This is a genomic window from Pseudomonas sp. HMSC08G10 (genome assembly GCF_001808425.1).
GTDB lineage: Bacteria > Pseudomonadota > Gammaproteobacteria > Pseudomonadales > Pseudomonadaceae > Aquipseudomonas > Aquipseudomonas guariconensis.
Genome location: NZ_KV793291.1, coordinates 98,420 through 111,858, shown reverse-complemented (window position 1 = coordinate 111,858; position 13,439 = coordinate 98,420). Strand labels below are relative to the sequence as shown.

Genomic DNA, 13,439 nt, shown 5'->3' with positions numbered 1-13,439 from the left:
TCTGGCCCGGGTGCTCAGAGCAGGAACAAGGTGGCCAACCCTAAAAAGATGAAGAAACCACCACTGTCGGTCACGGCAGTGATCATGACACTCGACCCCATCGCCGGGTCGCGCCCCAGACGGGTCAGGGTCATCGGAATGAGTACCCCCATCAACGCAGCCAGCAACAGGTTCAGCGTCATCGCGCCGGTCATCACCAGCCCCAGCGACCAACTGCCATAAAGCCAGAAGGCCACTGCACCTATCACCCCACCCCAGATCAGGCCATTGAGCAGCGAAACCGCCAGCTCCTTGCGCATCAGACGACCCGTATTACCCGGCGAGACTTGGTCCAGCGCCATGGCACGTACGATCATGGTGATCGTCTGGTTACCAGAGTTGCCACCAATACCCGCCACGATCGGCATCAAGGCGGCCAGGGCGACCAGCTTCTCGATGGAGCCTTCGAACAAGCCAATGACCCGCGAAGCCACGAAGGCGGTGATCAGGTTAATGGCCAGCCATGCCCAGCGGTTACGCAGCGAACGCCAGACCGAAGCGAAGATGTCTTCTTCTTCGCGCAGACCCGCCATGTTGAGCACTTCGCTCTCACTCTCCTCGCGGATGAGGTCGACCATTTCATCGATGGTCAGACGACCGATCAAGCGGTCACTTTTGTCCACGACTGGCGCGGAAATCAAATCGTACCGTTCGAAGGCCTGGGCGGCATCATAGGCATCTTCCTCGGGATGGAAGGTCACCGGGTCATTGGCCATGACCTCCGCGACTTTCTTTTCCGGGTCGTTGACCAGCAGACGCTTGATCGGCAGCACGCCTTTGAGGATGCCGTCGTAGTCGACCACGAACAGTTTGTCGGTATGGCCAGGCAGCTCCTTGAGCCGGCGCAAGTAACGCAACACCACTTCCAGGCTGACGTCTTCGCGGATGGTCACCATCTCGAAGTCCATCAGCGCACCGACCTGCTCCTCGTCGTAGCTCAGGGCCGAGCGTACGCGCTCACGCTGCTGCGCATCGAGGCTTTCCATCAGCTCATGGACAACATCTCGCGGCAATTCCGGCGCCAAGTCGGCCAGTTCGTCCGCATCCATCTCCTTGGCGGCCGCGAGCAACTCGTGATCGTCCATGTCGGCGATCAAGGTCTGGCGTACGGCATCGGAGACTTCGAGCAAGATGTCGCCGTCACGCTCGGAGCGCACCAGCTGCCATACCGTCAGACGGTCTTCCAGCGGTAGAGCTTCAAGAATATAGGCGATGTCGGCGGGGTGCAGGTCGTCGAGCTTACGCTGCAGCTCGACCAGGTTCTGGCGGTGGACAAGGTTTTCCACCAGATCGTGGTGGTGACCTTCCTGACGGTGCGTCAGGTCCTCGACCACCCGCTGGCGCTGCAACAGTTCGATCACCTGGGCCAGGCGATCCTGCAGGCTCTCTTGGGCTTTCTTTACTTCTACTTCGGTCATAGGCGAACTCCACTCCCAGCAGCGGAGCACGCCGGGAGAATCAATCGGTCAGATCTAGCTTGGTAAATCGTGTTATCGAGTAACTACTGGGTAAGTCCATGGTGGTATTCCACTAGCCCCGGCGGGGCTGACGGGCGCAATCATACACTGCATCAGCTGTCAGATCGCTTAAAATTTTGGCCAGAACAATCGTTTGCGCGATAAAGCTACGACAACGCTCGAAACCAACAGTGCGACGGCGGCAAAAAAGAAAAAAGCACATACGACAGAATGTGTCAGACCTGTGCAACACCTGTTCTTGAGGACATCGCACCTGGAATGAGCTTAGTTCGACATTGCTGACAATTCAGCGACACGGAAAAACAAAAAGCCCGCTCTAATCGAGCGGGCTTCTTGATGTATGGCGGACTCAGGAGGATTCGAACCTCCGACCGCTCGGTTCGTAGCCGAGTACTCTATCCAGCTGAGCTATGAGTCCGTAGGGTGGTATTTTTAGACCAGATTACCACTGGTTGCTGAAGCTGCCTTGACTGGCAAAACCGCCTCAAAAGTGGCGGACTCAGGAGGATTCGAACCTCCGACCGCTCGGTTCGTAGCCGAGTACTCTATCCAGCTGAGCTATGAGTCCGTAGGTGGTATTTTTTAGACCAGGTTACCACTGGTGAATGAACTGCTTTGACTTAACAAAACCGCCCATTAAATGGCGGACTCAGGAGGATTCGAACCTCCGACCGCTCGGTTCGTAGCCGAGTACTCTATCCAGCTGAGCTATGAGTCCGTGTCTTGCCGTGCATTATAGTTCGCTGAATCGCTTTGCCAAGCACTTTTTCGTTTAATTTCAACGACTTAAGTGATCCGCCAATTACAGCGCCCTACACGAAAAATGGCGGTGAAGGGGGGATTCGAACCCCCGATACCCTTATGAGGTATACTCCCTTAGCAGGGGAGCGCCTTCGGCCACTCGGCCACCTCACCGCAACACGGGGCGTATAATAACCAGACCCTTCCCCGTTTGCAAACCCTTTTTTGAAAAAAAATCGATAAAAATTAAAGGGTTGGTTCTTCGTCCTTCTCTTTCTTGATCCGCAGGTAGATTTCTTCGCGGTGAACGGCCACTTCTTTAGGGGCGCTCACACCAATACGCACCTGGTTGCCTTTCACACCCAGGACCGTCACGGTAATCTCACCGTCTCCAATGATCAGGCTCTCGGCGCACCGACGAGTCAGAATCAACATAACTTTCTCCTCACGCAATTCAATCAGGGACAACAGTCTGTAATGGGCAGGGCCTAGGCCGGGAAAGCAGCAGGCCCAGGTGAGCCATCGCGCGAGGCAGGACAGGTACCTGCGCAACAGCCAGAAACGCGAAGGGCGCGGCAAGCCGCGCCCCTCCAGGCAGCGTCTTACTCGCCCTGTCGGGCAGGAGCGTCAAGTTCGAACGCGGTGTGCAGCGCGCGAACAGCCAGCTCCAGATACTTCTCTTCGATGACGACCGAGACTTTGATCTCGGAGGTGGAGATCATCTGGATGTTGATGCTCTCCTTGGCCAGGGCTTCGAACATGCGGCTGGCGACACCCGCGTGGGAGCGCATGCCGACGCCGACGATGGAAACCTTGGCGATGTTGGTGTCGCCGATCACTTCACGGGCGCCGATTTCACGGGCGGTGTTCTCCAGCACACTATGTGCCTTCTCGTACTCGTTGCGGTGCACGGTGAAGGTGAAGTCGGTGGTGTTATCGTGCGAGACGTTCTGTACGATCATGTCGACTTCGATGTTCGCCGCACTGATCGGACCGAGGATCTTGAAGGCAACGCCGGGGGTATCCGGCACGCCGCGAATGGTCAGCTTGGCTTCATCACGGTTGAAGGCGATACCGGAAATGATCGGCTGTTCCATGGATTCCTCTTCATCAATGGTAATGAGGGTACCCGGACCCTCCTTGAAGCTGTGCAGCACGCGCAGCGGAACGTTGTACTTGCCTGCGAACTCGACAGAGCGGATCTGCAGCACCTTGGAGCCGAGGCTGGCCATTTCCAGCATCTCCTCGAAGGTGATCTTCTCCAGGCGCTGTGCCTGTGGCACCACGCGCGGGTCGGTGGTGTAGACACCATCGACATCGGTGTAGATCTGGCACTCATCAGCCTTGAGCGCTGCTGCCAGGGCCACGCCGGTGGTGTCGGAGCCGCCACGACCGAGGGTAGTGATGTTGCCGTGCTCGTCGACCCCCTGGAAACCTGCCACCACGACAACGCGACCGGCCTTGAGGTCGGCGCGAATCTTCTGGTCGTCAATCTGCAGGATGCGCGCCTTGTTGTGCGCACTATCGGTGAGGATTCGCACCTGGTTGCCGGTGTAGGACACTGCCGGCACGCCACGCTTGATCAGGGCCATGGTCAACAGGGCAATAGTCACCTGTTCGCCAGTCGATACGATCACATCCAGCTCACGCGGGACGGGATGATCGGTAATCTGCTTGGCCAGGTCGATCAGGCGATTGGTTTCTCCGCTCATGGCCGAAAGCACTACCACCAGGTCGGTGCCTTGGTCGCGGAATTTCTTGACCTTGTCGGCAACCTGCTCGATCCGCTCGATGGAACCGACAGAGGTGCCGCCAAATTTCTGTACGATCAACGCCATTTCAAAGCTGCCTCAGCCCACGATGGGCACCCAATAAACAATCCATCACGCCAAGGCCCACTACTAGACAGTGGGCCTCGGTCATCTCAAAGCCCCTGCTCGGCGAACGGCACGGCCAGGGCCAGGGCATCGTCCAGCGCGGCGACGTCGACGCCACCACCCTGGGCCATGTCCGGACGGCCACCGCCCTTGCCACCGACTTTCGCAGCGGCCTGTTTCATCAGGTCACCAGCCTTGAGTTGGCTGGAGAGGTCCTTGGTCACGCCGGCCACCAGCACGACCTTGCCCTCATGCTCGCTGCCCAGCAGGATCACTGCGTGGCCGAGCTTGTTCTTCAGCTGATCGACCAGGGCCAACAGAGCCTTGCCGTCCTGCCCATCCAGGCGAGCGGCGAGAACCTTGGCGCCCTTGACCTCAACGGCCGCATTGGAGAGATCGTCCCCGGCGGCGCTGGCGGCCTTGGCCTGCAGCTGCTCGAGCTGCTTTTCCAGCTGACGGTTGCGCTCGAGCACAGCCGACAGCTTGTCGATCAGGTTGTCACGATTGCCCTTGACCAGCTGCGCGGCTTCCTTGACCTGCTCTTCGGCAGCGTTCAGGTAGGCCAGCGCGGCGGCGCCGGTGATCGCTTCGATACGGCGTACGCCAGAGGCCACGCCGCCCTCGCTGATGATCTTGAACAGGCTGATATCACCGGTACGCTTGGCATGGATACCGCCGCACAGCTCCACCGAGAAGTCGCCACCCATGGTCAGCACGCGCACGGTATCGCCGTACTTCTCGCCGAACAGGGCCATGGCGCCCTTGCGCTTGGCGGTTTCGATGTCGGTGATCTCGGTTTCCACCGCAGTATTCTTGCGCACTTCGCGGTTGACGATGTCTTCCAGCGCCTTGATCTGCTCAGGCTTCACCGCCTCGAAGTGGCTGAAGTCGAAACGCAGGCGCTGGCTGTCGACCAACGAACCCTTCTGCTGGACATGCTCGCCCAGTACTTGGCGCAGCGCTTCGTGCAGCAGGTGAGTGGCGGAGTGGTTCAGCGAGGTGGCGTGCTGCACGTCGGCATCGACCTGCGCCGCGACCTCGGCACCCACGCTCAGCGCGCCACTGGCGACAACGCCGTGGTGCAGGAAGGCGCCACCGGTCTTGGTGGTGTCACGCACATCGAAACGCATGTCGCCGGCCTGCAGGTAACCGGTGTCACCTACCTGGCCGCCGGACTCGGCGTAGAACGGGGTGCGATCCAGGATCACGACGCCCTGCTCGCCTTCGCCCAGTCGCTCGACGGACTGACCATCCTTGTACAGGGCAACGACCTTGCCCTTGCCTTCGGTGGTGCTGTAGCCGAGGAAGTCAGTGGCTACATCGACCTTCACCAGGCTGTTGTAGTCCATGCCGAAGGCGCTGGCGGAGCGGGCACGCTCGCGCTGGGCCTCCATCTCGCGCTCGAAGCCGGCTTCGTCGATGGTCAGCTCGCGCTCGCGGGCGATGTCGGCGGTGAGGTCCATGGGGAAACCGTAGGTGTCGTACAGTTTGAACACTACGTCACCTGGCACTACGTCACCCTTGAGCTGGGCCAGGTCCTGCTCCAGGATGCGCAGGCCTTGTTCCAGGGTCTTGGCGAACTGCTCTTCCTCGGTCTTGAGAACGCGCTCGATGTGTGCCTGCTGGGCTTTGAGCTCAGGGAAGGCGTCGCCCATTTCGGCCACCAAGGCCGCGACGATCTGGTAGAAGAAGCTGCCCTTGGCGCCGAGCTTGTTACCGTGACGGCATGCACGACGGATGATGCGGCGCAGCACATAGCCGCGGCCCTCGTTGGACGGCAGTACACCATCGGCGATTAGGAAGCCGCAGGAACGGATGTGGTCGGCGACAACTTTCAGCGAAGGTTGATCGTCGTTGCTGCAACCGATGGCCTTGGCCGCGGCGGCCAGCAGACTGCGGAACAGGTCGATCTCGTAGTTCGAGTGCACGTGCTGCATGACCGCACTGATGCGCTCCAGGCCCATCCCAGTGTCCACCGACGGGGCCGGCAGCGGGTGCAGGACGCCATCGGCGGTGCGGTTGAACTGCATGAAGACGTTGTTCCAGATCTCGATGTAGCGGTCGCCGTCCTCTTCTGGCGAGCCGGGTGGGCCGCCCCAGATGTCCGGGCCGTGATCGTAGAAGATCTCGGTGCATGGACCGCATGGGCCGGTGTCGCCCATGGTCCAGAAGTTGTCGGAAGCGTACGGCGCCCCCTTGTTGTCACCGATGCGCACCATGCGCTCGGCCGGTACGCCGACCTCCTTGGTCCAGATGTCGTAGGCTTCGTCGTCGCTGGCGTAGACGGTGACCCAGAGCTTTTCCTTCGGCAGGTTCAGCCACTTATCGGAGGTCAGGAAGGTCCAGGCGAAGGTAATGGCATCGCGCTTGAAGTAGTCGCCGAAGCTGAAGTTGCCCAGCATTTCGAAGAACGTGTGGTGACGAGCGGTATAACCGACGTTTTCCAGGTCGTTGTGCTTGCCGCCGGCGCGTACGCACTTCTGGCTGCTCACGGCACGGGTGTAGGCGCGCTTCTCCGCACCCAGGAAGCAGTCCTTGAACTGGTTCATGCCTGCGTTGGTGAACAGCAGGGTCGGGTCGTTGTTCGGGATCAGCGAACTGGAGGCGACTCGGGTATGTCCCTGCTCTTCGAAGAAGCGAAGGAAGGCTTCACGGATTTCGGCGCTTTTCATAGGTTCTTCCACGGAAACGGCGGCCCTAAGGGGCAAACACGTCGACGAAACGACGGCAAAGGGCCGCATTATATCGGTCCTGCAAGCAAGGTGCAGTGTGTTTATGCGATAGAAAGCGTCGTTTCGACGGCTTTTAAGGCGCTTGCAAATTAAAAAGACATGGCCGGATGCTAAATGCAGCCTTTCGCCACTGGCAAGCCCATTACCGCCCAAGGGAATGGAAAATGGAACAGGCGGTGAATGAAAAGGTTTTTATCAGAGATTGGCGGCCAGAATCGGACTGTCCCCTCCATTAGCACAGGGGCCACCCTTTCGGCCCTACATGTATAGCGACGCGTCTGCCCTCTACCGGCTTAGCCTGCCCTCCCCATTCAAAGGAGGTCACGCTGATGACAACCCAAGCAGCAAACGCACAGATCATCGATGGCAACGGCAAAGTTCAGGAAGTCGCTATCGGCGAGATGGACGAGGCCATCGCTTACGACAATCCGACCGAGTCACAGCTCACCGCAGCACGGGTCTATTTCAACTACGAGCTGTTTGATCTCTACAAGGCAAGCAATGTCCATGTTCAGCGCAGGCTCATCGAAGCGATCGACGCCGGGACTGTGGTCGGCACACTCGACGAAATCCTGGTCTGGCTCACCACCACCGACGTGACACTGCGCCAGGAGGGCGCCTTCACCCTGCAAGCCGATGGCCAGCCTTTGACCATCCAACAAGCCTCGCCGAAGCAGCGCATTCATCTGCTGTTCATGGGCACGGAAGCCCCGGCGCATCTCACCGAGGGCATCACCCTTCCTCTGCGCGTGGACGGCAACGCAGGCGCGCAGGCGCAATTCGAGGTCACGGCGATCGACCATCTGTATCTCTACGGCACACCGCAGTTCCAGGAAAGGGTATTTGAGCAGTTGGCCTTGCTGCCAGGCTATCCGCAGCTCAGCCGGCTATTGGATACGGCGCGCAAGCAGTACGCCACGGTGCCTGACATCGTATTGATGCAATGCCATGCAGGCCCGCCCCAACAGGGCCCCGGCTTCGACCTGCACAGGGCGATGCCGGACAAGTACGCCCATCTGTTGAGCGGAAACTACACGGTCGTGCTCTATGATCCCTACGATGCAGAAGGCCTCGACGGGCTCACCACGCTCCTGCGGATGCTGCAACATGCATACGACACCCTGGCGTCCAGCATGTTATTCCCAGCCCCAACGCAGGGCGACTGACCACCTCAAGGCCGGCTGATACCGGCGCCGGACACAATGAAAACCCCTGCCCTGAGGCCGCTTTTGGCCTTGGGGCAAGGTTCAGGATCTGGGTATGAGCTGGGCCAAAGAAAGGCGCGGACGCGCCAGGCCTGGAAGTACGAGAGTCTGCGAACGCGTCAGCCAAGCTCACCGGCCAACGCAGGCACGATCAAGATGCCAGCGCGCAGCCCATTCCTGACCTTGGGGTTGGGGAAAATGATGCGCGCGCCCTCCTCCTCGACGACCCAGCGCATTTCAGCCAGGTCTTCAGCCAGCAGGTAGCCCTTGCTGAGCTCAGAGAAGTTTTCGATGTCAGCGGGCAGGTGCAGGTGGAAGTTATCGCTGTGCTTGATGATCTCGCGGGCGACGCTGAACAGCTGCAATCCATCGAGGCTCTCTTCGCCCTCAGGCTCGTTGCCCTCGATGATCTGCAACAGGCGAGCCTGCAAGCGGTCCAGGTTGACTTGCTGGTTATGACCAAACGGCCGCGCCTTGCCCAGCTCCAGCGTGAAAGCCTCGGCTTCCAGTTGCTCGTAGGTGAAAGCACTGAAGGTGATCGATGACTTGTTCTGCAGCAACACCGCTTCCATCCCCGCGGCGTTCAGGCGAGCCAGCTCACGACGGGAGTGGCGACGCCCTTCCTTGTACGGATACAGCGCGAACTGCTCGATCTTCGAACCCCGGATCGCCGTGTGCAGGTCGTAATGCAGGCGGGTACGCCCCGGCAGGCTGAAGAACACCCGGGCGAACTGCTCCAGCTCTGCCGCGCGCAAGGCCTCGGGGCCACTGGAGAGTTCATGCCGACCGTTGAACAGGCGGTTGATGTCTTGCTCGACGTAACGCTCGCCCTTGCGGATCGCCTCGGGATTGCCGAACAGGAACAATACACGCGCCCGTGGCTTGATCTCGCCACGGGCCACGCCGTGGAGGAGCTCGTCGAGCAGCTCAATGGGTGCGGTTTCATTGCCGTGGATGCCGGCCGACAGCAGCAGGTCCAGGCCATTGTCCTTGCCTTCGGGCGGACGTACCTCAAGGGCGCCCTCCCCCAGCCAGCGCAAGCGCACGCCCTCGACCGTCACTTGCGTTTTCTCGGCCGGTTCATGATCGGCCAGGGTCAGGTCAAGCAGTTTTCCGAGGGCGAGCATAGAGCGTTTCCTTAGTGATGGTGACCGCAATCCGGGCCATGCACGTGGTCGTCGTCACCGACTTCAGCCGGCTCCATTTCCAGTTGCAGGCTGACCAGGTTGGTCGCCATGGGGCGCAGCAGCAGGTTGGCGTATTCGGTATCGCCTTCCTCCACGTCGACGCCGATCAGCAGCTGGCCGCGGCCATCCTGCTGGATCCAGACTTCCTTGCCCTGCCAGACCACAGCAAAGCGAGTGCAGGAGGTTTCCAGCTGGGTACCATCGTTGTCTTCAAGGATCAGCCGCAGGGCATCGGACATTACAAGTTCTCTCTCAAGGTTGGCGTTGGAACGGATAGACCGAACCCAGTTTCAGGATCTGGGTCAGCTCATCCAGTGCCGTACGGCATTCGTCCAGCAGTTGCGGGTCGGCCAGGTCCGCTTCGCTCAGGCGATCGCGGTAGTGCTTGTCGACCCACTGGACCAAGGTATCGTACAGCGGCGCGGTCATGATAACGCCTGAATTGACCGCCGCCAGTTCGTTGTCCTTCAAAGCGACCCGCAGACGCAGGCAAGCCGGGCCACCGCCGTTCTGCATGCTCTGCTTGAGGTCGAACACCTTGACCTCCTTCACCGGGCCACCCTGGCTGGTCAACTGCCCCAGGTAGGACCATACCCGCTCGTTGTTACGGCACTCCTCCGGCACCACCAACAACATGGAGCCATCATCCCGGCTGAGCAGCTGGCTATTGAACAGGTAGGAGCGCACCGCGTCCTCCACCGTCACCGCGGCCCGCGGCACACGGATCGCCTGGAAGTTGCCGCCCTTGCTGGCCAGTTTAGCCTGCAACTGGCCAAGCACCGTGTCGGTCTCGAGGAAGGCATCCTCGTGATAGAACAGCACTTCGCCATTGCCCACCGAAATCACGTCGTTGTGGAACACACCCTGATCGATCACCGCCGGGTTCTGTTGAGCGTAGACCACACCGTCATCGGCGAGCCCGTGCAGCCGCGCCACAGCCTGGGACGCTTCCAGGGTCTGGCGCGCCGGGTACTTCTGCGGCGCCGGGTACCGGCTGTCGAAGGCGCTGCGCCCGTAGACGAAGAACTCAACGCCCGGCTCGCCATAGGTACGGCAGAAGCGCGTGTGGTTGGCCGCACCTTCGTCACCGAATTGGGCGACTGCCGGCAGGGCCTGGTGGTGGGCGAAGTGCTTTTCGTCCGCGAACATGGCGCCCAGCACACGGCTGGTGGTGGGATGCTCGATACTGCGGTGGTACTTGCAGTTCAGGTTGGCAGCGGTGAAATGCACGCGGCCATCGGCGGTGTCGGCGCTGGGGCTGACGGTCGCGGCGTTGGCCACCCACATGCTCGAGGCCGAGCAGCTTGCCACCAGCAGAGGCATGGCCTCTTTCGCCGCGCGGCGGATCACCTCGGCGTCGCTGCCGCTGAAGCCCAGGCGACGCAAGGCTGCAACGTCCGGACGCTCCTGCGGGGCCAGCACGCCTTGCTTGAAGCCCATGTCGGCCAGAGCCTTCATCTTCGCCAAGCCTTGGCGCGCCGCTTCACGCGGGTTGGACTGCTGCTGGCTGTTGCTCTGCGAAGCCACGTTGCCGTAGGACAGACCACCATAGTTGTGGGTAGGCCCCACCAGGCCATCAAAATTCACTTCGTAGGATTTCATCGGCTAGGCTCCGAGACCTGTTGTTATAGGGTGACGCCCGGCGTCAGGGTCGCCGGCAGAGTGAGGCTCGCGGTCTCCAACGAAGCCACTGGGTAGGCGCAATAATCAGCCGCGTAATAGGCGCTGGCGCGGTGGTTGCCGCTGGCCCCGACGCCACCGAACGGCGCGCTGCTGGCGGCGCCGGTCAGTTGTTTGTTCCAGTTGACGATGCCGGCGCGACTGCGCAGCCAAAAGTACTGGTAGCGCGCCCGGGAGTCCGACAGCAGTCCTGCGGCCAGGCCGTACTGGGTGTTGTTGGCCTCGTCGATCGCGGCATCGAAGTCGCTGTAGCGGATCACTTGCAGCAGCGGGCCGAAGAATTCTTCGTCCGGGCGACCGGTCACAGCGGTGACGTCGATAATGCCGGGTGTCAGCAAGGCAGCGCCGGCCTGTGGCTGGGTCATCTCCAGCAGCGCCACGGCCCCTTTACCCAGCAACTCAGCCTGGGCATCCAGCAGTGCGCGGGCGGCCTGCAGCGAAATCACCGACCCCATGAACGGCGCTGGTTGCTGGTCGAACGCGCCGACACTGATGGCACGGCTGACTTCGACCAGACGCGCCAGCAGCGCGTCACCCCAGGCGCCTTGAGGCACCAGCAGGCGGCGAGCGCAGGTGCAGCGCTGGCCGGCGGAAATGAAGGCAGACTGGATGATGGTATAGACGGCAGCGTCCAGGTCCTGAACCTCGTCCACCACCAATGGGTTGTTGCCGCCCATCTCCAGGGCGAGGATCTTGTCCGGACGACCAGCGAACTGCTGGTGCAACAGGTTGCCGGTACGGCTGGAGCCGGTGAAGAACAGACCATCGATACCGGGATTGGCGGCCAGCGCGACACCGGTCTCACGGGCGCCTTGCACCAGGTTGAGCACGCCTGCCGGCAGCCCCGCCTCGATCCAACACTTGACGGTCAGCTCGGCCACCTTGGGGGTCAGCTCACTGGGTTTGAACACCACGCAATTGCCCGCCAGCAAGGCCGGGACGATGTGGCCATTGGGCAGGTGCCCAGGGAAGTTGTAAGGGCCGAACACCGCCACCACGCCGTGGGGTTTGTGTCGCAGCACGGCAGTGGCGTCGGCCAGTGGCCCACTCTTCTCGCCCGTACGCTCACGGTAGCTCTGCACCGAGATGGCCACTTTGTTGACCATGCTGGTGACTTCGGTGGCCGATTCCCACAGGGGCTTGCCGGTTTCCTCGCCGATGCAGCGGGCCAGGGCGTCACCATTGGCCTTGAGCTTTTCGGCAAAGGCTTCCAACACACCGATGCGCGCATCCAGGCTCAACTGCGCCCAGGCTGGAAAGGCCTGGCGTGCCGCCTGCACGGCTGCCTGCACCTGCGCCTCGTCGGCCCCCTGCCCTTCCCAGACTACGGCCTGGGTCACCGGGTTGAGCGATTGCAGGGCCTGGCCCTGCCCGGCCCGCCATTGGCCGGCGATGTAATGGGTCGTCATTTAATTGGCCTCCCGGCTAGCGGACAGCGTCACAGCGCGCACACTGTCGCCGGCCCCCAGGCGCAGGCGCTTGGCGGTCTGTGGATCGACCACCAAAGTGCCAGCCGCCAGGCGTGCCGGCGCCGCGGTGATGCGGCAGTCCTCGCGCTTGCGGTTATGAATCAGATAAGGGGTCGCATCGTCGCCTGGCGTCCCGACCGCCAGCACCAGGGTCTGGCTTTCGCGCACGGCACGGATCTTCGAGGTTTCGCATTCGATGGCCGGGCCGGCGTCGAAGATGTCGACATAGCCCTGGTAACTGAAGCCTTCGCGCTTGAGCATGGCCAGCGCAGGCTCGGTGTCGGGGTGCACACGACCGATGATGTTGCGCGCAGCCTCCGACAGGAAGCAGGTATACAGCGGGAACTTGGGCATCAGTTCTGCGATGAAGGACTTGTTGCCTACACCGGTGAGGTAGTCGGCCTGGCTGAACTCCATCTTGAAGAAGTGCCGCCCCAGGCTCTCCCAGAATGGCGAACGACCGTTCTCGTCGGACATGCCACGCATTTCGGCGATGATCTTGTTGCCGAACAGTTCCGGGAATTCGGCGATGAACAGCATGCGCGCCTTGGACAACAGGCGGCCATTGAGGCCGCTGCGGTAGTCGCCCCGCAGGAACAGAGAGCACAGCTCGGAGTTGCCCGTCAGGTCGTTGGCCAGGAACAGGGTCGGGATCTCGCGATAGATCTTCAGTTCCTGAGAGGCGCTGACGGTCAGGCCGACGCGGTAGTTGTACCAAGGCTCGCGCAGTCCCACGGCGCCGGCGATGGCGCAGATGCCGACCACAAGGCCTTCGTCGTTCTCCAGCACGAACAGGTAGTCGGTATCAGCGCGCTCGGCCTCGCCACGGAAGCTCTTCTCGGCCCAGCCGACACGGTGTCCGAGGCGACCTTCGTTGGCCGGCAAGGTGGTCAGGCCGGTGCCGGTGCTGCGTGCCAATTCGATCAGCGCGGGTAAGTCGCTGCTGCGTACGGGACGAACGATCATGCTATCTCCTTGTGCGGCGGCTCGTGCCTACCGCGAATCTCTCTGAACCGGCGCCCCGACACGGG

General features: G+C 61.3%; 10 protein-coding genes and 4 tRNA genes. 1 reads left to right on the top strand and 13 read right to left on the bottom strand.

Annotated features, from left to right (window positions below; translation table 11 throughout):
• Positions 1-14 precede the first annotated feature (14 nt).
• The 8 genes from mgtE to alaS form a co-directional block, all read right to left on the bottom strand.
• The gene (gene mgtE, locus HMPREF3173_RS03160; RefSeq protein WP_043210979.1) at positions 15-1,457 is read right to left on the bottom strand and encodes a magnesium transporter; all 1,443 of its coding nucleotides are present in this window, start codon (positions 1,455-1,457) and stop codon (positions 15-17) included.
• Between the two features lie 401 nt (positions 1,458-1,858).
• Positions 1,859-1,935 (bottom strand) — tRNA-Arg (locus HMPREF3173_RS03155).
• Between the two features lie 73 nt (positions 1,936-2,008).
• Positions 2,009-2,085, bottom strand: a tRNA-Arg gene (locus HMPREF3173_RS03150).
• A gap of 73 nt (positions 2,086-2,158) precedes the next feature.
• Positions 2,159-2,235, bottom strand: a tRNA-Arg gene (locus tag HMPREF3173_RS03145).
• A gap of 106 nt (positions 2,236-2,341) precedes the next feature.
• A tRNA-Ser gene (locus HMPREF3173_RS03140) sits at positions 2,342-2,432 on the bottom strand.
• Positions 2,433-2,504: 72 nt separating this feature from the next.
• Positions 2,505-2,693: a carbon storage regulator CsrA gene (csrA, locus tag HMPREF3173_RS03135; RefSeq protein ID WP_043209419.1), complete on the bottom strand. Its 189-nt coding sequence runs from the start codon at positions 2,691-2,693 to the stop codon at positions 2,505-2,507.
• 167 nt (positions 2,694-2,860) lie between these two features.
• Positions 2,861-4,096 (bottom strand): aspartate kinase, encoded by a 1,236-nt coding sequence (locus HMPREF3173_RS03130; RefSeq protein ID WP_043209416.1) that lies wholly within the window; start codon positions 4,094-4,096, stop codon positions 2,861-2,863.
• 86 nt (positions 4,097-4,182) lie between these two features.
• Positions 4,183-6,807, bottom strand: a complete 2,625-nt coding sequence (gene alaS / locus HMPREF3173_RS03125) for an alanine--tRNA ligase (RefSeq protein ID WP_043209414.1) — start codon at positions 6,805-6,807, stop codon at positions 4,183-4,185.
• 389 nt (positions 6,808-7,196) lie between these two features.
• On the opposite strand from alaS, the gene HMPREF3173_RS03120 reads away from it, so the two are divergent.
• Positions 7,197-8,033 carry a hypothetical protein gene (locus HMPREF3173_RS03120; protein WP_070571484.1) on the top strand — a complete coding sequence of 279 codons (837 nt, stop codon included), beginning with the start codon at positions 7,197-7,199 and terminating at the stop codon, positions 8,031-8,033.
• A 158-nt stretch (positions 8,034-8,191) separates the two neighbouring features.
• Here the strand turns inward: HMPREF3173_RS03120 and astE are convergent, their stop codons facing one another.
• The 5 genes from astE to astA are packed head-to-tail and all read right to left on the bottom strand — an operon-like array spanning position 8,192 to position 13,374.
• Positions 8,192-9,199: a succinylglutamate desuccinylase gene (gene astE, locus HMPREF3173_RS03115; protein WP_043209412.1), complete on the bottom strand. Its 1,008-nt coding sequence runs from the start codon at positions 9,197-9,199 to the stop codon at positions 8,192-8,194.
• 11 nt (positions 9,200-9,210) lie between these two features.
• Complete coding sequence (locus HMPREF3173_RS03110) at positions 9,211-9,498, bottom strand: hypothetical protein (protein WP_043209409.1); 288 nt, start codon at positions 9,496-9,498, stop codon at positions 9,211-9,213.
• 13 nt (positions 9,499-9,511) lie between these two features.
• The gene (gene astB / locus HMPREF3173_RS03105; protein WP_070571482.1) at positions 9,512-10,861 is read right to left on the bottom strand and encodes an N-succinylarginine dihydrolase; all 1,350 of its coding nucleotides are present in this window, start codon (positions 10,859-10,861) and stop codon (positions 9,512-9,514) included.
• A gap of 23 nt (positions 10,862-10,884) precedes the next feature.
• A complete protein-coding gene (gene astD / locus HMPREF3173_RS03100) occupies positions 10,885-12,348 on the bottom strand; it encodes a succinylglutamate-semialdehyde dehydrogenase (protein WP_070571481.1) in 1,464 nt (487 codons plus the stop codon).
• Positions 12,349-13,374, bottom strand: coding sequence for an arginine N-succinyltransferase (astA, locus tag HMPREF3173_RS03095; RefSeq protein WP_043209403.1), 1,026 nt, complete (start codon positions 13,372-13,374; stop codon positions 12,349-12,351). It lies immediately after the preceding gene.
• Between the last annotated feature and the right edge of the window lie 65 nt (positions 13,375-13,439).

Excerpts from the sequence above, each read along its gene's own strand:
- mgtE (WP_043210979.1), bottom strand. The coding sequence starts at position 1,457 with ATGACCGAAGTAGAAGTAAAGAAAGCCCAAGAGAGCCTGCAGGATCGC.
- csrA (WP_043209419.1), bottom strand. The coding sequence starts at position 2,693 with ATGTTGATTCTGACTCGTCGGTGCGCCGAGAGCCTGATCATTGGAGAC.
- astA (WP_043209403.1), bottom strand. The coding sequence starts at position 13,374 with ATGATCGTTCGTCCCGTACGCAGCAGCGACTTACCCGCGCTGATCGAA.
- HMPREF3173_RS03120 (WP_070571484.1), top strand. The coding sequence starts at position 7,197 with ATGACAACCCAAGCAGCAAACGCACAGATCATCGATGGCAACGGCAAA.
- astB (WP_070571482.1), bottom strand. The coding sequence starts at position 10,861 with ATGAAATCCTACGAAGTGAATTTTGATGGCCTGGTGGGGCCTACCCAC.
- astD (WP_070571481.1), bottom strand. The coding sequence starts at position 12,348 with ATGACGACCCATTACATCGCCGGCCAATGGCGGGCCGGGCAGGGCCAG.
- HMPREF3173_RS03110 (WP_043209409.1), bottom strand. The coding sequence starts at position 9,498 with ATGTCCGATGCCCTGCGGCTGATCCTTGAAGACAACGATGGTACCCAG.
- astE (WP_043209412.1), bottom strand. The coding sequence starts at position 9,199 with ATGCTCGCCCTCGGAAAACTGCTTGACCTGACCCTGGCCGATCATGAA.
- HMPREF3173_RS03130 (WP_043209416.1), bottom strand. The coding sequence starts at position 4,096 with ATGGCGTTGATCGTACAGAAATTTGGCGGCACCTCTGTCGGTTCCATC.
- alaS (WP_043209414.1), bottom strand. The coding sequence starts at position 6,807 with ATGAAAAGCGCCGAAATCCGTGAAGCCTTCCTTCGCTTCTTCGAAGAG.